Origin of the sequence: Fodinibacter luteus (assembly GCF_039541575.1) — a bacterium.
GTDB lineage: Bacteria > Actinomycetota > Actinomycetes > Actinomycetales > Dermatophilaceae > Fodinibacter > Fodinibacter luteus.
This window is the reverse complement of the sequence record NZ_BAABGM010000007.1, coordinates 120,819-139,997: the sequence shown is the minus strand read 5'-3', so window position 1 is coordinate 139,997 and position 19,179 is coordinate 120,819. Positions and strand designations below refer to the sequence as shown.

14 protein-coding genes and 1 pseudogene are annotated in these 19,179 nt (G+C 73.8%); 5 read left to right on the top strand and 10 right to left on the bottom strand.

Annotated features, from left to right (window positions below; all coding sequences use genetic code 11):
• Positions 1–53 precede the first annotated feature (53 nt).
• A complete protein-coding gene (locus ABD899_RS05620; protein WP_345203310.1) occupies positions 54–2,024 on the bottom strand; it encodes a TIGR03960 family B12-binding radical SAM protein in 1,971 nt (656 codons plus the stop codon).
• An 86-nt stretch (positions 2,025–2,110) separates the two neighbouring features.
• On the opposite strand from ABD899_RS05620, the gene ABD899_RS05615 reads away from it, so the two are divergent.
• From ABD899_RS05615 to ABD899_RS05605, 3 genes and pseudogenes are all read left to right on the top strand, one after another.
• Complete coding sequence (locus ABD899_RS05615; RefSeq protein WP_345203307.1) at positions 2,111–3,484, top strand: dihydrolipoyl dehydrogenase family protein; 1,374 nt, start codon at positions 2,111–2,113, stop codon at positions 3,482–3,484.
• A gap of 125 nt (positions 3,485–3,609) precedes the next feature.
• Positions 3,610–4,176, top strand: a pseudogene (locus ABD899_RS05610) (protein-L-isoaspartate O-methyltransferase family protein); the annotation flags it as partial.
• A gap of 438 nt (positions 4,177–4,614) precedes the next feature.
• On the top strand, positions 4,615–5,619 hold the full coding sequence (locus ABD899_RS05605; RefSeq protein ID WP_345203305.1) for a hypothetical protein: 1,005 nt from the start codon (positions 4,615–4,617) through the stop codon (positions 5,617–5,619).
• Between the two features lie 427 nt (positions 5,620–6,046).
• Here the strand turns inward: ABD899_RS05605 and ABD899_RS05600 are convergent, their stop codons facing one another.
• The 9 genes from ABD899_RS05600 to rimP all read right to left on the bottom strand — a co-directional run bounded on the left by ABD899_RS05600 (position 6,047) and on the right by rimP (position 16,870).
• Entirely contained in the window at positions 6,047–7,918 is a 1,872-nt protein-coding gene (locus ABD899_RS05600) for an AMP-dependent synthetase/ligase (protein ID WP_345203303.1), read from the bottom strand.
• Positions 7,919–8,023: 105 nt separating this feature from the next.
• Complete coding sequence (rodA, locus tag ABD899_RS05595; protein WP_345203301.1) at positions 8,024–9,163, bottom strand: rod shape-determining protein RodA; 1,140 nt, start codon at positions 9,161–9,163, stop codon at positions 8,024–8,026.
• Positions 9,127–10,089: a bifunctional riboflavin kinase/FAD synthetase gene (locus ABD899_RS05590; protein ID WP_345203299.1), complete on the bottom strand. Its 963-nt coding sequence runs from the start codon at positions 10,087–10,089 to the stop codon at positions 9,127–9,129. Before ABD899_RS05590 ends, rodA begins: the two co-directional genes overlap by 37 nt.
• 10 nt (positions 10,090–10,099) lie before the next feature.
• Complete coding sequence (truB, locus tag ABD899_RS05585) at positions 10,100–11,026, bottom strand: tRNA pseudouridine(55) synthase TruB (RefSeq protein ID WP_345203297.1); 927 nt, start codon at positions 11,024–11,026, stop codon at positions 10,100–10,102.
• The gene (gene rbfA, locus ABD899_RS05580; protein ID WP_345203294.1) at positions 11,010–11,621 is read right to left on the bottom strand and encodes a 30S ribosome-binding factor RbfA; all 612 of its coding nucleotides are present in this window, start codon (positions 11,619–11,621) and stop codon (positions 11,010–11,012) included. The genes truB and rbfA overlap by 17 nt, the downstream gene beginning before the upstream one ends.
• A gap of 375 nt (positions 11,622–11,996) precedes the next feature.
• On the bottom strand, positions 11,997–14,846 hold the full coding sequence (infB, locus tag ABD899_RS05575) for a translation initiation factor IF-2 (protein ID WP_345203292.1): 2,850 nt from the start codon (positions 14,844–14,846) through the stop codon (positions 11,997–11,999).
• A 92-nt stretch (positions 14,847–14,938) separates the two neighbouring features.
• A complete protein-coding gene (locus ABD899_RS05570; protein ID WP_345203289.1) occupies positions 14,939–15,181 on the bottom strand; it encodes a YlxR family protein in 243 nt (80 codons plus the stop codon).
• Positions 15,182–15,285: 104 nt separating this feature from the next.
• Entirely contained in the window at positions 15,286–16,350 is a 1,065-nt protein-coding gene (gene nusA, locus ABD899_RS05565; protein WP_345203286.1) for a transcription termination factor NusA, read from the bottom strand.
• A 1-nt stretch (position 16,351) separates the two neighbouring features.
• Complete coding sequence (gene rimP / locus ABD899_RS05560; RefSeq protein ID WP_345203284.1) at positions 16,352–16,870, bottom strand: ribosome maturation factor RimP; 519 nt, start codon at positions 16,868–16,870, stop codon at positions 16,352–16,354.
• 100 nt (positions 16,871–16,970) lie between these two features.
• Between rimP and ABD899_RS05555 the strand changes: the two genes are divergently transcribed.
• Together ABD899_RS05555 and ABD899_RS05550 are read left to right on the top strand one after the other, a co-directional pair.
• Complete coding sequence (locus ABD899_RS05555; RefSeq protein ID WP_345203281.1) at positions 16,971–18,026, top strand: DUF4439 domain-containing protein; 1,056 nt, start codon at positions 16,971–16,973, stop codon at positions 18,024–18,026.
• Positions 18,027–18,077: 51 nt separating this feature from the next.
• The gene (locus ABD899_RS05550; protein ID WP_345203279.1) at positions 18,078–19,142 is read left to right on the top strand and encodes an aminoglycoside phosphotransferase family protein; all 1,065 of its coding nucleotides are present in this window, start codon (positions 18,078–18,080) and stop codon (positions 19,140–19,142) included.
• The last annotated feature ends 37 nt before the right edge of the window (positions 19,143–19,179 follow it).

Sequence of the window (19,179 nt, the reverse complement as noted above, 5' to 3'; positions counted from 1 at the left end):
CTGTCACCGCGGCCGCCGCCCCCGTCCCGTGGTGCGGGCGAGGACACACCGGCTCAGGGGTGGGCGTGCTCGGCCATCCGCGCCCGCCCGGAGCCGAGCACCGTGAGCGGCAGGAGCGTCTTGCCGGTCGGCCCGATCTCGATCTCGGTGCCCATCTGGGGGCAGACGCCGCAGTCGAAGCAGGGGGTCCACCGGCAGTCGTCGACCTCGGTCTCGTCGAGGGCGTCGAGCCAGTCCTGCCAGAGCCACTCCTTGTCGAGCCCGGAGTCGATGTGGTCCCAGGGCAGGACCTCGCTCTCCTCGCGCTCACGGGTCGTGTACCAGGCCACGTCGATGCCGAAGGCGGCCAGCTCACGCTCGGCCGCGGCCATCCACCGCTCGTAGGAGAAGTGCTCGGACCACCCGTCGAAGCGGGCGCCGTCGCGCCACACCGCCTCGATGACGCGGCCGACCCGCCGGTCGCCGCGCGAGAGCAGGCCCTCGACGATGCCGGGCTTGCCGTCGTGGTAGCGGAAGCCGATCGCCGAGCCGTAGCGCCGGTCGGCGCGCAACGCCTGGCGGAGCTTGTCGAGCCGGGCGTCGGTCTCGTCGGCGCCGAGCTGCGCGGCCCACTGGAACGGCGTGTGCGGCTTGGGGACGAAGCCGCCGATCGAGACGGTGCAGCGGATGTCGCGCCGGCCGCTCACCTCGCGACCGGTGTCGATGACCCGCTTGGCGAGCTCGGCGATCTGCAGCACGTCCTCGTCGGTCTCGGTCGGCAGGCCGCACATGAAGTAGAGCTTGACCTGCCGCCAGCCCGCACCGTAGGCCGCCGCGACGGTGCGGATGAGGTCGTCCTCGCTCACCATCTTGTTGATGACCCGGCGGATCCGCTCGGACCCGCCCTCGGGCGCGAAGGTCAGCCCCGACCGGCGCCCGTTGCGGGTCAGCTCGTTCGCGAGGTCGATGTTGAACGCGTCGACCCGCGTCGAGGGAAGGGAGAGCCCGGTGTTCGTCCCCTCGTAGCGGTCGGCGAGGCCCTTGGTGACGTCGGCGATCTCGGAGTGGTCGGCCGAGCTGAGCGAGAGCAGGCCCACCTCCTCGAAGCCGGTCGCGGCGAGCCCCCGCTCGACCATCTCGCCGATGCCGGTGATGCTGCGCTCGCGCACGGGACGGGTGATCATGCCGGCTTGGCAGAACCGGCATCCGCGGGTGCAGCCGCGGAAGATCTCGACCGACATCCGCTCGTGGACCGACTCGGCGAGGGGCACGAGCGGCTGCTTCGGGTACGGCCACGCGTCGAGGTCCATGACGGTGTGCTTGGCGACCCGCCACGGCACCCCGGGGGCGTTGGGCGCGACCCGCTGGATCCGCCCGTCGGGCAGGTAGCCGACGTCGTAGAAGGCCGGCACGTAGACCCCGCCGGTGCGGGCGAGGCGCAGCAGCACCTCGCGGCGGCCACCCGGCATCCCCTCGCGCTTCCACGCGCCGACGATGTCGGTGATGGCGAGCACGGCCTCCTCGCCGTCGCCGACGACGGCGGCGTCGACGAAGTCGGCGATCGTCTCGGGGTTGAACGCCGCGTGCCCCCCGGCGACGACGACCGGGTGCGACTCGTCGCGGTCGGCGGCGTGGAGCGGGATGCCGGCCAGGTCGAGCGCGGTGAGCATGTTCGTGTAGCCGAGCTCGGTCGAGAACGACAGCCCGAACAAGTCGAAGTCGCCGACCGGCCGGTGCGCGTCGACGGTGAACTGCGGCACGCCGTGCTCGCGCATGAGCGCCTCGAGGTCGGGCCAGACGGCGTAGGTGCGCTCGGCGAGGGCGTCGGGCCGCTCGTTGAGCACCTCGTAGAGGATCATGACGCCTTGGTTCGGCACGCCGACCTCGTAGGCGTCGGGGTACATCAGGGCCCAGCGCACGGTGCAGTCGCCGCCGACGTCCCAGGGCTTGACGGTCGAGTTCAGCTCACCGCCGACGTACTGGATCGGCTTGCTCACCTGCTCGAGGAGGGGCTCGAGGGAGCGGAACACTGACTGACCGGGCATCCCTCAAGGGTAGGTCGCCGGGGTCAGGGCCCCAAAACGCCCGGACGACGCTCGCCCGGCGGCTGCCGGCGTGCTTGGGTGGGGGCATGAGCACCGACATCGACGTGGACCTCGTCGTCCTCGGCCTCGGGCCCGGGGGCGAGCTGCTCGCCACCGAGGCGGCCCGCTCCGGTCTGCGGGTCGTCGGGGTCGACGAGCGGCTCGTGGGGGGCGAGTGCCCCTACTTCGGGTGCGTCCCCTCGAAGATGGTCGTCCGCGCCGCCAACGCACTCGCCGAGGCACGTCGCGTGACCGGCCTCGCGGGCGGTGCCGAGGTCTCCCCCGACTGGGGGGTCGTCCACGCCCGGATCCGCGACGAGGCCACCGACGACTGGGACGACGGGGTCGCCGTCGAGCGCCTCGAACGGGCGGGGGTCCGCTTCGTGCGGGGTCACGGGCGGCTCGTCGCCCCGGGCGTCGTCGAGGTGGGCGGGACGCGGTACGTCGCGGCGCGGGGGGTCGTCCTCAACACCGGGACCTCACCGGACGCGCCACCGGTCGCCGGGCTGGCCGACACGCCGTTCTGGACCAACCGCGACGTACTGCGCACGGCCGAGCTCCCGGCATCCATGGTGGTCGTCGGCGGTGGCGCGATCGGCGCCGAGCTCGCCCAGGCGTTCGCCCGCTTCGGGACCCGGGTCAGCCTCGTCGAGTCGGCGCCGCGGGTGCTCGCGCCCGAGGAGCCGGAGGCGTCCGCCGTCGTCGCGCGGGCGCTGTCCGCCGACGGCGTGCAGCTCGTCACCGGCGCGACGATCGGCTCGGTCGCCCACGCCGACGGCCGCTTCACGGTGGCCGTCACCGACGCCGAGGGCACGGCGCTCGAGCTGTCGGCGGAGCGGCTGCTCGTCGCGGCCGGGCGACGGCCGAACCTCACGGACATCGGCCTCGAGGCGGTCGGGCTCGACCCCGACGCCGGGGCCGTCGACACCGACCTGCGGATGCGGGCCGGCGAGCGGCTGTGGGCCATCGGGGACATCACGGGCAAGGGCGCCTACACCCACATGTCGATGTACCAGGCGCGGATCGCCCTGCGCGACATCACCGGCGCCGAGGGGCACCGCGCCGAGTACCACGCGGTGCCGCGGGTGACGTTCACCGACCCCGAGGTCGGGTCGGTCGGGTTGACCGAGGAGCAGGCGCGGGACGCCGGCATCGACGTCGCCGTCGGGGTGGCGCCGCTCGAGGAGTCCGCCCGCGGGTGGATCGCCCGGGCCGAGGGGGTCGTCAAGCTCGTCAAGGACCGCGACGCCCGCTACCTCGTCGGGGCGACGTCGGTCGGCCCGGCGGGGGGCGAGGTGCTGTCGCTGCTCGCGGCGGCCGTCCACGCCCGCATCCCGGTCTCCACGCTGCGCGGGATGCCGTTCGCCTACCCGACCTTCCACCGCGCCGTCGAGGCGGCGCTCGAGGACCTGCGGCAGTAGCCGTGTCGTGGGCCGGACGGGGTGGCCGGGCCGGAGGGTCCGGAGGGTCTGGTGAGTCCGGTGAGTCCGGTGAGTCCGGTGAGTCCGGTGAGTCCGGTGAGTTCGTTGAGTCCGGGGCGTCCGGGCGGGTCGCAGCCGCGATGGCGGCCCAGCCCCGGGACCGCTTCCTCCCCCGCTCGCAGCGCCGTCGGGCCGGGTACGACGGGCCGCTCGACATCGGGCACGGGCAGACGAACAGCCAGCCGCGCACGGTGCGGGCCATGCTCGAGCTGCTCGACGTGCGGCCCGGCCAGCGCGTGCTCGACGTGGGCTCGGGGTCGGGGTGGACGACCGCGATCCTCGCCGAGCTCGTCGGCCCGACGGGCTCGGTGCTCGGCGTCGAGCTCGTGCCGGAGCTCGTGCGGACGGGGGCGGGCAACGTCACCGCGGCCGGGGTGCCGTGGGCGCGGGTCCGTCAGGCGGACCCGGGCGTGCTCGGGGCGCCGGACGACGGGCCGTTCGACCGGGTGCTCGTGTCCGCGATGGCGGCCACCCTGCCGGTCGAGCTCGTCGACCAGCTCGGCCCGCACGGCATCCTCGTCGTGCCCGTGCACGGCTGGATGCTGCGGGTCGAGCGCGACGACGAGGCGCCGGACGGGGTCGTCGTGACCCGGCACGGGGCGTACGCCTTCGTGCCGCTCATCACGGGGTGAGCGTTCGGGGAGCGGCGTCACCGGGATGCCGTGCTGTCAGGCACCGCGTGGCGGACGCCGCCCCGGGCAGGGCGTCCACCCGTTCCGACCGTCTGCGGTTCGTCGCTCCACCCGCGCGCGCCCACGCCGTCGGCTACCGCCTCGTAGTCGTCGCTCCAGCAGCGACTCCTGAGCGGTAACCCACGCCGCACCAGATCCGGCGACCCCGACCGCACCCAGCCACCCGCACCACCGTCGCCTACCGCCTGGTACTCGTCGTTCCCGCAGCGAGTCCTGAGCGGTGACCCACGCCGCACCAGGCCCGGCGACCCCGACCGCACCCAGCCACCCGCGGCATCAGCCACGACGTCATCGTCCACATCCGCGCCCCGCCCGGAGCGCCGTCCACAGCCACAGCCGCCCCCACCACACCACGCCGGCCGAACGCGACCATGACCCATGCCCGAGTTCCCACCAGTCCTGCAGGCCGTGCTCGCGCGCCAGGACAACGTCGTCACGCGTGCCCAGCTGTTCGAGCACGGCATCACCTACCCCACGGTGCGGTGGAACGCCGGGCGCGGCTGGCGGATCCTGCTCCCCCAGGTCTACGGAACCTTCCGCGAGCAGCCCACGGTGCGTCAGCGACAGGTCGCCGCACTCCTGTGGGCCGGGCCTGGCTCCGTCCTCGCCGGCCCGACCGCAGCCCGGCTGCACGGCGTGACCTCCGCCGAGCCGCTCGCCCGGGTCCACGTGCTCGTGCCGGCGCCACGCAGCAGTCGCACGAGCGGGTTCTGCGAGGTACGCCGCACCCTCCTGCACGATCCCTGCATCGTCACCCGCGGCCCGCTGCGGCTGTCCTCACCCGCACGCGCCGCCGTCGACGCGGCCCGCGCCGCCCGCACCCCGGATGCCCGCGCGGCCATCCTCATCGAGGCGGTCCAGCGTGGCATCGCCTCCGTGGACGACCTCGCCGAGTGGGTCCACCGGCTCCGACCGCGGGATGCCGCCTCCCTCCACGCTCCGCTGGCCGAGGCCGCGTCCGGGGCCTGGTCGGTGCCCGAGTCCGAGCTCCTCGACCTCGTCGCCACCTCGCTCGTGCTGCCGACCCCGTGGCCCAACCCGGTCGTGACCTCACGGGAGGGTATCCCGCTCACGTCACCGGATGCCTGGTTCGACGACGTCGGCATGGCCGTCATGGTGCACTCCTACCGCTACCACGGCGAGGGGGACGCCTGGGACGACACCGTCGACAAGGACGGCGACCTCGTCGGAGTGGGGGTCGTCGTCGCAGGAGTCACGCCACGCCGGATCAGGGAGCGGCCGGATGCCGTGCTCGCGCGCCTCGAGCGTGCGTACGCCAGCGCCCGTACGCGGCCGCGACCCGCGGTTCGGGCGGTGCCTCGCCACCTGGCAGCGCTCCGGGGCACGGCGACCCCGCCGGCAGGTCCTCCGGCCCGGGGGTGACGCATCGTCGCCGGGTGGCACGTCGCCGCCGCTCCCGCGTTGTCCCTGGGCCGCGGCGGCGGCCGTCCACGTCATCGGACCCGCGCGCGATGGGCGTCGGGCCGCGGTGGTGCGTCGACGTCATCGGACCCGCGCGCGATGGGCGTCGGGCCGCGGTGGCGCGTCCACGTCACCGGACCCACACGCGATGGACGTCGGGCCGCGGTAGCGCCGCCACGTCGTTGCCTACCGCCTGGTACTCGTCGTGCGAGCAGCGAGTCCTGAGCGGTAACCCACGCCGAACCCGTCTCGCCGAGGAGCCGCACGACGCAGAGCACCCCCCGGCCCCGGGCACGACCACCCCGGCACGACCCGCGACCGCACCCCGGAACGTGACAGCGCCCTCCCGACCGGGTCGGGAGGGCGCCCTCACGGGTGTCGAGGCGCCTCAGCCGGTGTAGTGCGCGTCGAGGTGGTGCTTGTACTTGTCGGCGACGACCTTGCGCTTGAGCTTCAGGCTCGGGGTGAGCTCACCCTCCTCGACGGTGAGGTCGGTCTCGAGGATGGTGAACTTCTTGATCGTCTCCCAGCGGTTGAGCCCGGCGTTGAGCTGGTCGATGTACCCCTGGACCATCTCGCGGCACGCGTCGGAGGTGACGATCTCGTGGTAGGGCTTGCCCTCCATGCCGTTCTGCGCCGCCCAGCCGGCGATGGCGTCGGGGTCGAGGGTCACGAGCGCCGAGACGAAGTTGCGGTCGGCCCCGTGCACGACGAGCTGGCTCGCGTAGGGGCACAGGCCCTTGAAGGTCGACTCGATGATCGAGGGCGCGACGTACTTGCCGCCGCTCGTCTTGAACAGGTCCTTCTTGCGGTCGGTGATCCGCAGGAAGCCGCGGTCGTCGAGCTCGCCGATGTCACCCGTGTGCAGCCACCCCTCGGCGTCGATCGTCTCGGCCGTGGCGTCGGGGTTGTTGTGGTAGCCCTCCATGTTGCCCGGGCCCTTCAGCAGCACCTCGCCGTCCTCGGCGATGCGCACCTGGGTCGTCGGCAGCGGCCAGCCGACGCTGCCGTAGCGGTAGCCCCGCGGCCGGTTGACGAAGGATGCCGCGCTCGTCTCGGTCAGGCCGTAGCCCTCGAGGATCTGCATCCCCATCGAGTCGAACCACCGCGCGACGTCCTGGTTGAGGGCGGCCGAGCCCGAGATGAAGAACCGGACTCGTCCACCGAAGCGCTCGCGGATCTTGGTGCCGATGACCTTGTCGGTGATGGCGTACTTGGCCCCGAGGAGCCCCGAGGGGTTCTTGCCCTGCTCGCGCAGCTCGCTCACCTCGCGGCCCACCTCGCTGGCCCAGGTGAAGAGCTTGGCCTTGAGCCCGCCCTCGGCCGCCATCATCATCGTGATCCGGCCGTGGGCCTTCTCGAAGATGCGGGGGGCGGCCCCCATGAACGTCGGCTTCACGACGGCGAGGTTGTCGACGATCTTGTCGATGCGGCCGTCGATGGCGGTCGGGAAGCCGATCTGCAGTGGCAGGGTGAGCAGGACCTTGCCGAAGACGTGGGCGAGGGGGAGCCAGAGGTACTGCAGGTCGTCCTCGGCGAGGATGTTCGTGCTCGCGACCGCCGCGCCCTCGTACGTCCAGGCGCTGTGCCGCAGCCGCACGCCCTTCGGCCGGCCCGTCGTGCCGGAGGTGTAGATGATCGTGGCGAGCTGGTCGTGCTGGATGCCGTCGATCCGGGCGTCGATCGCCCCCGGGTCGCCGGCCAGGTACTCACGCCCGAGCTGGCGGACCTCGTCGAGGGTGAGCGTCCAGTCGTCGGCGTCGGCGACCCCGTCGAAGACGACGACCCGCGTCACCGCGGGGGTGCTCGAGCGGATCGAGCGCAGCTTGTCGAGCTGCTCGGCGTTCTCGGCGAAGACGACCTTCGCGCCCGAGTCCGCGAGGATGAAGGCGACGTCGTCGGCCATGGTCGTCGGGTAGATCGTCGTCGTCGCACCACCGGCGACCATCGTCGCGAGGTCGGCGAGGGCCCACTCGTACCGTGTGCTCGACGCGATGGCCACCCGGTCCTCCGGCTCGACCCCGAGCGCGATGAGTCCCGCGCCGATCTCCCGGACGATGACGTCGAGCTCGGACCAGGTGACCGTCACCCAGTCGTCCCCGGAGTCGGAGACGACCGCGTGGATGTACGCGGGCCGGTCGGGACTCGCGCCGACGCGGTCGCGGAACAGGTGCGCGACGCTCTGGGCCTCGTGGTCCAGGACGGACTGGTCGACGGGCTCGTCGGCGGGCGAGTGGATCTGGGGTGACGCGGTGAGCATGGTGGCATCGTCCTCGACATTGGGGGCGTGGTGCCGCATCCTGTCACACGGTTCAACCGGATGGGAACGTCTTGTTACCGGCGGGTCGCCTTCGTGGGGAACGTCTCACCCGGGCACGGCCCGGGCGTGCGCGGCGTCGACGAGACCGATCGCCAGCCACGCCACGAGCATGGAGGATCCACCATACGAGACGAAGGGCAGCGGCAGGCCGGTCACCGGGACGAGGCCGAGGTTCATCCCGACGTTCTGGAGGATCTGGACCGCGAACCACGTCGCCACGCCGACCCCGACGAGCCGCCCGAACGGGTCCCGCGCCCGCGCCGCGACGACGAGCACCCGCACGACGACGAACCCGAGGAGGACGAGCAGCCCGCTCGCCCCGACGAAGCCGAGCTCCTCGCCGGCAACCGAGAACACGAAGTCGTTGAGCTGGAAGGGCACGTAGCCGCCCTGGGTGCGCTCCCCCGCCATGAAGCCCTGCCCCCACATCCCACCCGCCCCGATGGCGAGGCGCACCTGCCGGGTCTGGTACCCGGCGCCCTGCGGGTCCGACGACGGGTCCGCGAAGGACGTGAGGCGGTCGCGCTGGTAGTCGCTGAGCAGCGGCGTGGTGAGTGCGACGACGACGAGGGCGACCCCCAGGACCGCCGCCCCGACGAGCCACCGGCGCGGCACACCGGCCACGGTGACGACGACGACGCCGAGCGCGACGACGACGGCCGCCGACCCGAGGTCGGGCTGGAGCAGCACGAGGCCGGTCGGCAGCGCGACGAGCCCCCCCGCGAGGAACACCTCGCGGGTCCCGGGCGCCAGGCCACGCTCGGCCTGCCCTGCGAGCAGTGCCGCCAGGGCCAGGCACAACCCCACCTTCGCGAGCTCGGCGGGCTGGAGGGTGAACCCGCCGACAAGCGGGATCCACGAGCGCGAGCCGTTGACGGTGCGCCCGACCGGGGTCAGCACGGCCAGCAGCGCGAGGAGCGACCCGGCATACGCCCACGGCGCCGCGAGTCGCACCCGGTGCTGCCCCAGCCGGCTCACGAGGAGCGCCGTCGCCAGCCCTACGGCCGCGGTGAGCAGGTGCCGGACGAGGTAGGCCGTGCCGTCGGTGCGGCTCGTGGCCGACCAGACGAGGAGGGCACCGACGACCGACGCACCCCCGGCCGCGACGTAGAGCCCCAGGTCGTGCCGGGTCAGGCGGCTCAGGCGGCTCAGGCCGGGACGATCTTCGACAGCAGCTCGCGACACCGCTCGACGTCCTCGCCCATCGCCTCTCGCAGCTCCTCGACCGAGTCGAAGCGCAGGGTGGGGCGGATGTGGGCCGTGAACTCGACCATGACGCGCTCGTCGTACAGGTCGAGGTCGTCGCGGTCGAGCACGTACGCCTCGACGGTGCGCCGGTCCGTGGTGTCGAAGGTCGGGTTGGTACCGACGCTGATCGCGGCCGGCATCGTGCGGTCGGGTTCGCCGTCGCGCCGGTCGAGGCGGGTGAGCCAGCCCGCGTAGACGCCCTCGAGGGGCACCAGCCCGAGGCTGTCGGCGGACAGGTTGGCCGTCGGGTAGCCCATCGCGCGGCCGCGGTGGTTGCCGTGGACGACGGTGCCGACGACCCGGTGCGGGCGCCCGAGGATCCGAGCCACCTCCGCCACCTCACCGGCCCGCAGGTGGGCCCGCACGACGGTCGAGGAGAACCGCTCGCCGTTGCCGACGTCGTCGAGCGCGATGACCTCGAAGCCGAACTGCTCCCCGAGGTCGGCGAGGGTCCCGACGTCGCCGGCGTTGCGGTAGCCGAAGCGGGTGTCCATGCCGACGACGACGCAGCGGGCGTCGAGCCCGCGCACGAAGACGGCCCGCACGAAGTCCTCGGGCGTCTGCTTGGCGAACTCGGCCGTGAAGTCGAGGACGAGGAGCCCGTCGATCCCCATCTCGGCGATGAGGTCGTCGCGCAGCTCGCCGGGCGCGATGAGCTCGGGCGCCACCTCGGGGCGGAGCACCGCGACCGGGTGCGGGTCGAAGGTGATGGCGACCGACGGCAGGCCGAGGCGGTGGCCCGCCTCGACGAGGGCGGTCAGCACCGCCCGGTGGCCCCGGTGGACGCCGTCGAAGTTGCCGAGGGTGAGGACACAGGGGCGCAGGGCCTCGGGCGTCCCGGACGGGTCGGTCCATCGATGCACGGGGACCACTCTACGAAGTCGCCGGGGAGAACACGACGAGGCTGCGTGCCGTGGGACGCGTCTCGTCGAGCATCGCGACGAGGCTGCCGTCCGGGCCGATCGCGGCGACCGGCTCGGCGCGCCCCGGTTCGGCCGACGGCAGGCGCTGGCCGAAGCCGAGGGCACGCGCCTGGGCCTCGTCGACCTCGCGGACCGCGAAGGCCGCGCGCGCGGCATCCGCGATGGGGGTGACCGGCATCCGCTCGCCCTGGCGGGCCTCGAGGTCGCCGAGCGGGTGCGCGTCGGCGAGGCGGAAGCCGCCGACCCGGGTGCGGCGCAGCGCGGTGAGGTGGCCGCCGGTGCCGAGCGCGGCCCCGAGGTCGCGCGCGAGGGCCCGAACGTAGGTTCCGGAGGACACCGTGACCTCGATGTCGACGTCGAGCACCGGTGTGCCGTCGACCTCGAGCGGGCGGGCCTCGCCGACGGCGAACCGGGAGACGGTGACGGGGCGGGCGGCCAGCTCGACGGCCTCGCCGCTGCGCACCCGATGGTAGGCGCGCTCGCCCCTCACCTTGATGGCGCTCACCGCGCTCGGGACCTGCGCGATCTCGCCGGTCAGGCCGGCCGCCACCCCCGCGACGGCGTCGCGCGTCGTCCCGGCGGCACCCGGGGATGCCGTGACCTCGCCTTCCGCGTCGTCGGTCAGGGTGGCCTGGCCGAGCCGCACCGTGGCCGCGTAGTCCTTGTCGCAGCCGACGAGGAAGGTGAGCAGGCGGGTGGCGCGGCCGACACCGAGCACGAGCACGCCCGTGGCCATCGGGTCGAGGGTGCCGGCGTGGCCCACCTTGCGGGTGCCGCACAGGCGTCGGGCCCGGGCCACGACGTCGTGGCTCGTCCAGCCCGCCGGCTTGTCGACGACGAGGATGCCGTCCGAAGTCGGCTCAGGCGGTCCGACCATCGGGCTCCTCGGCGGCCGTGTGCTCGACCGCAGCACGGGTCTCGCGGGTGGTCGCGCCGGTTTCGCCGGCCTCTCCGGCCTCGCCGGCCCCTCCGGCCCCTCCGGTCACGGCGGCCTCTCCGGCGGTCCCGTCAGCCTCGTCGGCGACGTCGACTTCGTCGGCCGCGTCGGCGTCGTCGCGGTCCTTGCGGTACGGGTCGGCGTCACCCGCGTACCGGGCGCTCGCCGCGGCCGCAGCCACCTGCGCGTCGCGCTCCTTGGCCTCCTTGAGCAGGTCCTCGAGGTGCGCGGCGGTCTCCGGGATCGCGTCGGCGACGAACTCGAGCGACGGCGTGAGCCGGATGCCGAGCTGCTTGCCGACGAAGGAGCGCAGCTTGCCCTTGTTGACCTCGAGGAGGCGGGCAGTCTGGGCGCGCTGGCCGGCATCCCCGAAGACGGTGTAGAAGAGCGTGGCGTGCTGGAGGTCCCCGGTCACCTTGACGTCGGTGATCGTGACGAAGCCGAGGTCGGGGTCCTTGACGATCGCGTCGAGGTTCGCGGCGGTGAGCGTCTTGATGCGGTCGGCGATCTTCTGGGCGCGTGCGGTGTCGGCCACGGCTCCTCCTCAAGTTCGTCGGGACGGGCGGCACCAACCCTAGTGACCGGTGCCGGGGACGGGAGCGGGCGGCATACCGGTCGGTATGCCGCCCGCTGACCAGAGGGACGGGCCCCACGGGTGATGTGCGCGTCAGGCGCGCGGCGTCGCCCGCGCACGGGTCCGACGCTCCGCGTGGCCGCGTGCGACCCGCCGCGTCACGCGCGGGGCTTCGCCCACGCGGAACGTGGGACCCGCCGCATCTCGGGGGACGAGATGCGCTCGAAGCCTCGCGCCCTCGCTGCGCTCAGGCGCGTGGCTTCGCCCACGCGGAACGTGGGACCCGCCGCATCTCGGGGGACGAGATGCGCTCGAAGCCTCGCGCCCTCGCTGCGCTCAGGCGCGTGGCTTCTCCCGCATCTCGTAGGTGCTGATGAGGTCGCCGAGCTGGAGGTCGTTGAACGACCCGAGGTTGATGCCGCACTCGAAGCCCTCGCGGACCTCGGTGACGTCGTCCTTGAACCGGCGCAGGCCGGCGATCTCGACGTTCTCGGCGACGACGACACCGGCCCGGGTGATCCGTGCCCTCGTGCCGCGCTTGATCTCGCCGCTGCGGACGATCGACCCGGCGATGTTGCCGAACTTGCTGCTCCGGAAGATCTCGCGGATCTCCGCGGTGCCGAGCTCGACCTCCTCGAACTCCGGCTTGAGCATGCCCTTGAGCGCCTGCTCGATCTCGTCGATCGCCTGGTAGATGACCGAGTAGTAGCGGATCTCGACGCCCTCGCGCTCGGCGACCTCGGCGTTCTGGCCCTCGGCCCGCACGTTGAAGCCGATGATGATGGCGTTGGACGCCATCGCGAGGTTGATGTTGTTGAGCGTGATCGCGCCGACACCGCGGTCGATGATCCGCAGGTCGACCTCCTCGCCGACGTCGATCTGCAGCAGGGCGTCCTCGAGCGCCTCGACCGAACCCGACACGTCACCCTTGAGGATGAGGTTGAGGGTGTCGACCTTGCCCGCGGCGAGCGCCTCGTTGAGGTCCTCGAGCGAGATGCGCTTGCGGGCCTTGGCCAGGCTGGCCTGGCGGTCGGCGGCCTCGCGCTTCTCGGCGATCTGGCGCGCCGTGCGGTCGTCGGGGGCGACGACGAAGGTGTCGCCGGCCCGCGGGACCGAGGAGAGCCCGAGCACCTGGACCGGACGCGACGGGGTCGCCTCCTTGAGGTGGTTGCCGTGCTCGTCGAGCATCGCCCGGACGCGGCCGTGGGAGGAGCCGGCGACGATGGCGTCACCGACGTGCAGCGTGCCCGACTGGATGAGCACGGTCGCCGTGGCGCCGCGCCCCTTGTCGAGGTTGGCCTCGATGGCGATGCCGCGGGCGTCGCGGTCGGGGTTGGCACGCAGGTCGAGCGCCGCGTCGGCGGTGAGCAGCACGGCCTCGAGCAGCTGGTCGATGTTCTGCCCCTGCTTCGCGGAGACGTCGACGAACATCGTCTCGCCGCCGTACTCCTCGGCGACGAGGTTGTACTCGGTGAGCTGCTGACGGATCTTGGACGGGTTGGCGCCCTCGACGTCGATCTTGTTGACCGCGACGACGATCGGGACGTCGGCCGCCTGGGCGTGGTTGAGCGCCTCGATGGTCTGCGGCATGACGCCGTCGTCGGCGGCGACGACGAGGATCGCGATGTCGGTCACCTTGGCACCACGGGCACGCATGGCGGTGAACGCCTCGTGGCCCGGGGTGTCGATGAAGGTGATCGCCCGGTCGACGCCCTCGTGCTCCTTGTGGATCTGGTAGGCGCCGATGTGCTGGGTGATGCCGCCGGCCTCGCCGGCCGCGACCTCCTCGTTGCGGATCGCGTCGAGCAGCCGGGTCTTTCCGTGGTCGACGTGGCCCATGACGGTGACGACCGGCGGACGGGCCTCGAGGTCCTCGTCGTCCTCGCCCTCGATCCCCGTCTCCAGGTCGATGTGGAAGGAGTCGAAGAGCTCGCGCTCCTCCTCCTCGGGCGAGACCATGCGGATGTCGTAGCCGAGCTCGCTGCCGAGCAGGCGGAAGGTGTCCTCGTCGAGGCTCTGCGTCGCCGTGGCCATCTCACCGAGGTGGAACAGCACGGTGACGAGGGCGCCCGGGTTCGCGTCGATCTTGTCGGCGAAGTCGGACAGGCTCGAGCCCTGACGGATCTGGATGACGGTCGAGCCGTCGCCGCGCGGGACGCTCACGCCGCCGATCGACGGGGCCTGCATCTCCTCGAACTCCATGCGCTTCGCGCGCTTGGACTTGCGGGCCCGGCCGGGCCGGCCGCCACCGCGACCGAAGGCGCCCTGGGTGCCCCCACGGCCGCCGGGACCGCTGCGGAACCCACCGGGGCCACCGGGACGTCCGCCGAAGCCACCGGCACCGCCGCCGCCCGGACGGGCGCCGGGACCACCGGGGCGCGCGCCACCGCGGGCGGGACGCTCACCGGGCCGGGCGACCGCGGAGCGGTCGGGCATCATGCCGGGGCTGGGGCGCGGACCGCCCGGGCGCGGACCGGCCGCACCGGGGCCGCCGGGGCGCGGCCCGCCGGGGCGGCTCTGCGGCCGGGGCATGCCCTGGCTCTGGGCGAAGGGGTTGTTGCCCGGGCGGGGGGCTGGCTCGCGGGTGCGACCCATGCCCTGGCTCGGGGCGAACGGGTTGTTGCCCGGGCGGGGGGTGCTCGGGCGCGGGGCGCCGGGGCGCGGCGCGGTCTGACCGGCCCCACCCTCACGGGCGGCCGGGGCGACGGGCGCCGGGGCTGCCGGGGCTGCGGGAGCCGTCGGTGCAGCCGGCGCGGGAGCGGCCGGCGCCGCCGGCGCCGAGGGGGCCGGGGCGGAGGCGGCGGGGGCCGACGGAGCCGCCGGCGTGCCGGCCGCAGGGGCGGTGGCGGCGGGCGCTGCAGCGGCGGCAGCAGCCGCCGGGGCCGCAGGTGCCGCCGGGGCTGCGACCTCCGGAGCGGGCGCGGGGGATGCCGGGGCGGCCGGACCGGGTCGGCCCGACGGGGACCGACGGGTGGCGGGCGCCGTGGCTGCAGGAGCCGCGGCCACGGGGGCCGGGGCGGCCGGGGCCTCGTCGGGGAACTTCTCGCGGTATCGCCGCACGACGGGCGGCTCGATCGTCGAACTGGCGCTCTTGACGTACTCGCCCATGCCGTTGAGGCGCTCGAGGAGGACCTTGCTGGTCACTCCGAGCTCCTTGGCGAGGGCGCTCACACGGACTTTAGACACTTCTCTCCTGTCCAGGTCCGTGCTCTTCGCGCGGACCGTCGTTACAGCTGGGGGGTGCTCATCGCTGAGTACTCATCGGGTGCTCATCAGCGTCAAACCCGCTTTCGGTTCGTGCTCTCGGACGGTGGTTCCTGTGCGTGGGCCCTGACCCAGTCGTCGACCGCGGAGTGGTCGATCGGCGTGCTGCTACGCAACGCGCGACCGAACGCCCGGCGACGGACGGCGAGGTCGAGACACGAGACGACCGGGTGCAGCCAGGCGCCACGCCCCGGTCGACGGCGCTCGGGGTCCGGTAGGACGACGGTGGTGCCGTCCGCTCCGGGCCCGAGGACCACTCGCAGGAGTGCCGACCGGCTATCCGCCCCACGACACCCGATGCAGGTGCGCACCGGGTGGCCGGGCCGGAGTCCAGTCCGGTCGGTCTGCACCAGTCTACCGCCTAGGCGCGACCCGGCGCGTCACCGGAGCGCGCGGGCGCCTCCGAGGTGCTCTCGGTGTCGGGGCGGATGTCGATCCGCCACCCGGTGAGCTTCGCCGCGAGGCGGGCGTTCTGGCCCTCCCGCCCGATGGCGAGCGAGAGCTGGTAGTCCGGGACGACGACCCGCGCCGAGCGCAGCTTCGGGTCGACGATCGTCACCGACGACACCCGCGCCGGCGACAGCGCCGCCGCGATGAACGTCGCGGGGTCCTCGGACCAGTCGACGATGTCGATCTTCTCCCCGTGCAGCTCGGCCATGACGGCCCGGACGCGGGCCCCCATCGGTCCGATGCAGGCTCCCTTGGGGTTCAGGCCCGGGACCGTGGAGTGGACCGCCATCTTCGTGCGGTGCCCCGCCTCCCGAGCGAGCGCCTCGATCTGCACGCTGCCGTCGGCGATCTCGGGAACCTCGAGGGCGAAGAGCTTGCGCACGAGGTTGGGATGGGTGCGCGACAGGCCGATCTGCGGGCCGCGCAGCCCCCGCTTGACCGACACGACGAAGCAGCGCAGGCGCTGGCCGTGGACGTACTTCTCCCCCGGCACCTGCTCGGCGAGCGGCAGGATGCCCTCGACGCTGCCGAAGTCGACGGTGACGTGCCGCGGGTCGGGGCTCTGCTGGATGATGCCGGCGACGATGTCGCCCTCGCGCCCCTTGAAGTCGCCGAGGATGGCGTCGTCCTCGATGTCGCGCAGGCGTTGGACGATGACCTGGCGCGCGGTGGCGGCTGCCACCCGGCCGAAGCCGGTCGGGGTGTCGTCGAACTCCGGGCCGAGCTCGCGTCGGGGGCGGGCGGGGTCGCCGTCCTCGTCGACCTCGCCCTCGGCCGGTGGCACCTCGATCTCCTCACGGGCCCAGATGACGACGTGGCCGGTCTTGCGGTCGAGCTCGGCACGGGAGTGGCGGTAGTGGCCCTCGGTGCGCTGGTAGGCCAGGCCGAGCGCCTGCTCGATCGCGGGGATGAGGATGTCGAGGGAGATCCCCCGCTCACGCTCCAGGGCGCGCAGGGCGGCGAGGTCGATGTCCATGTCAGCTGTCCTTGCTCTCGTCCGGGCGGGCGAACTCGACCTGCACCGCGGCACGCTCGAGACCGGCATACGGCAGGGTGACGGTGCGGGCCGGCGTCGAGCGGGTCGCGGCGACGGCGAGGGTGACCTCCGTGCCGCTCGCGCTCGTGACCCGACCCGTGACGTCCTGGCCCTCGTGCCGGGCGGAGACGAGGCGGCCGACGTTGCGGCGGAAGTGGCGCGGCTCGGTGAGCGGCCGCCCGACGCCGGGTGAGGAGACCTCGAGGGTGTAGGGCTGCTCACCCATCTCGGCCGAGGCGTCGAGGGCGTCGCTCACGAGGCGCGTCGCGTCGGCGACCTCGTCGAGGGTGAGGGGTGGGCTGGGCTCGGTCACCGTGTCGGGGCCGTCGAGCGCACGGTCGACGAGCACCTTGACGACGCGACGACGGCCCGCCGGGGTGACGACGACGTCCTCGAGGACGAGGCCGCTCGCGTCGAGCGCCTCGTGCAGGGTGGGGCGGATGCCGTCCGCGGTGGTCATCTGGACCCTCCCTCTCTTCAGTTGGTCGCCGGCGTGCGGCCGTCGCCACCACTGTAGGACAGATCACGGAAGCGCCCGCACCCCGTGCGATGATGCGCCCATGCCGGACCGAGCACGTGCGGGGGTGCCCCGGCGCACGGTCATCGCGAGCGCCCTCTGCCTCGGGGTCCTTCCGTTCGCCGGCTGCGGCATCCGCCTCGAGGACGACGCGCCGCGGGTGCCCCTCGTGCCGACCCGCACGCCGGTGCCCGTCGAGGCCGAGCTCGTCGCGCTGACCCGCGACACGCGAGCGCTCGCCGCCCTCGCCGCGACCGTCGCCGGCCCGCTCGCCGCCGACCTCACGACGATCCACCGCCGCCAGCACACGGTGCTGCGCACGACGCTGCTGCGTCGGCAGGTCCCCGCGGCCGAGCTGGACGCCGACCCGTCGCCGGCCGCCTCCCCCCCGCCCAACGCGGCCTCCCCGTCAGGGGACCCGGTCCCGTCGTCCGGTGCGGCTCCGTCAGGTGCGGCCCCGCGCGCGTCCGCGTCGCCCGGCGCGTCGGCATCCCCGACCCCGTCCACCTCCGCGAGCCCGAGCGCGGCATCCCGTCGTGCGGCGCTCGGGGATGCCGAGGGCGCCGCAGCCGAGGCGGCGGGCACCTTCGCGGGGGTCGAGGAGGACCTGCGGGCCACGGTCGCGGCGCTCCACGCCCAGCGCTTCGCGGCGGCGACCCTGCTCTCCGGTCGGGAGCCGGAGGTTCCGGGCGACCCGGTCTCGGGGACCGCCGTCGCGGCCCTGGCCGCGTCGACGTCCGCGGCCATCTACTTCTTCGAGGTGGTGAGCGCGCGGTCGAGCGGTCGCCAGCGCGAGCGCTCCGACGAGACGCTGGCGGTCCTGCGCGACCTGCGGACCGACCAGCTCGCGGGCGGGAGCCGGCCGGACGACGCGATCGGGCACCCTCTCCCCTTCGAGGTCGAGACGACGGCGGACGCGGCGCGGCTGGCCCGCGAGGTGCTCACGACGCTTCGTGCCGGGTACGGGGAGCAGCTGGCTCCGCTCGTCGGGTCCGAGGGCGCTGCGGGGTTGGCGGCGGTCACCCGGTGGCTGGGCACGGTCGAGGTCGAGGTGCACCGGTGGGGGCTGGAGCTCGTGCCCTTCCCCGGGCTCGAGTGACGGGCGAGCGGCTTGGGTGACGAAGGGCTGCAGCGGACGGGGGGTCGGCGGGTGACCGGGGGTCCGACGAGGAGCTCGGGGTCGACGAGCGACGGGGCCCCACCCGCCGGCGGCGGCCCAGGACGCGACGGGGGCGGGCCGGGATCCAGCGGCCGTAGGCCGGCATCCCCAGGGGGCGGGCGCGCATCCAGCGGCCGTGGGCGCGCGCTCGCCGAGGGTGGGCCCGCCATCCCGGCCGACTGGCTGGCCTGGATCTCCCGCCTGCCGGCAGAGGGCGGGCCGTCGGGTGCGGACTGGGCGCGGCGCGCGCAGCGGCTGCTCGGGGAGGCGTTCGAGCGCTGGGGTCTCGTCACCGACGGGCCGCTGCGCACCGGTTGGACCGCGGTCGTCGCTCCGGTGCTGCGTGACGGCGAGCCGCTCGCCCTCAAGCTGGTGCGGCGCAGCCGGGACACCGACGGCGAACCCCTGGCCCTGCGCCACTGGGCCGGGAACGGCGCGGTCCGGCTGGTCGCAGCCCTGCCCGGCGACGGCATGCTGCTGCTCGAACGGCTCGACCCCGACCGCGACCTGCGTGGTCTGGACACCGATTCGGCCTGCGAGGTCATCGGAGGCCTGCTGGCACGCCTGCACGTCGCAGCTCCCCCGGCGCTCGACCCGCTCAGCAACTGGGCCGCCGGGTGGCTCGACGAGGCGGGCCGACGCCAGGCGCTCCCCCGCCGGATGGTGGCCCGGGCTCGAGGCTTGCTCGCCGAGCTGTCGACGGACCCGTCGTGCGACGCCACGCTCGTCCATGGTGACCTGCACTACGAGAACGTGCTCGCCGGGACCCGGGAGCCGTGGCTCGCGATCGACCCGCAGCCGAGGGCGGGGCACCCCGGTTTCGAGCTGCACGCGGTGCTCCGGAACCGGCGCGACGAGCTGGGGACCGGCGCCGCGCTGAGGTGGTCGGTCCGGCGCCGCACCGAGGTGCTGTGCGAGGCGGCGGGCATCGACGAGGACATCGCCCGCCGCTGGACCATCGTGCGGTGCGCCATCGAGGCGGTGTGGGCGCTCGAGGACGACAACGCCGACGAGGTGACGTTCTCGATCGCCCTCGCCAAGGCCCTTGACGACTGAGGAAGGCCCTGGACGACTGAGGCCCATCGAGCAGGAC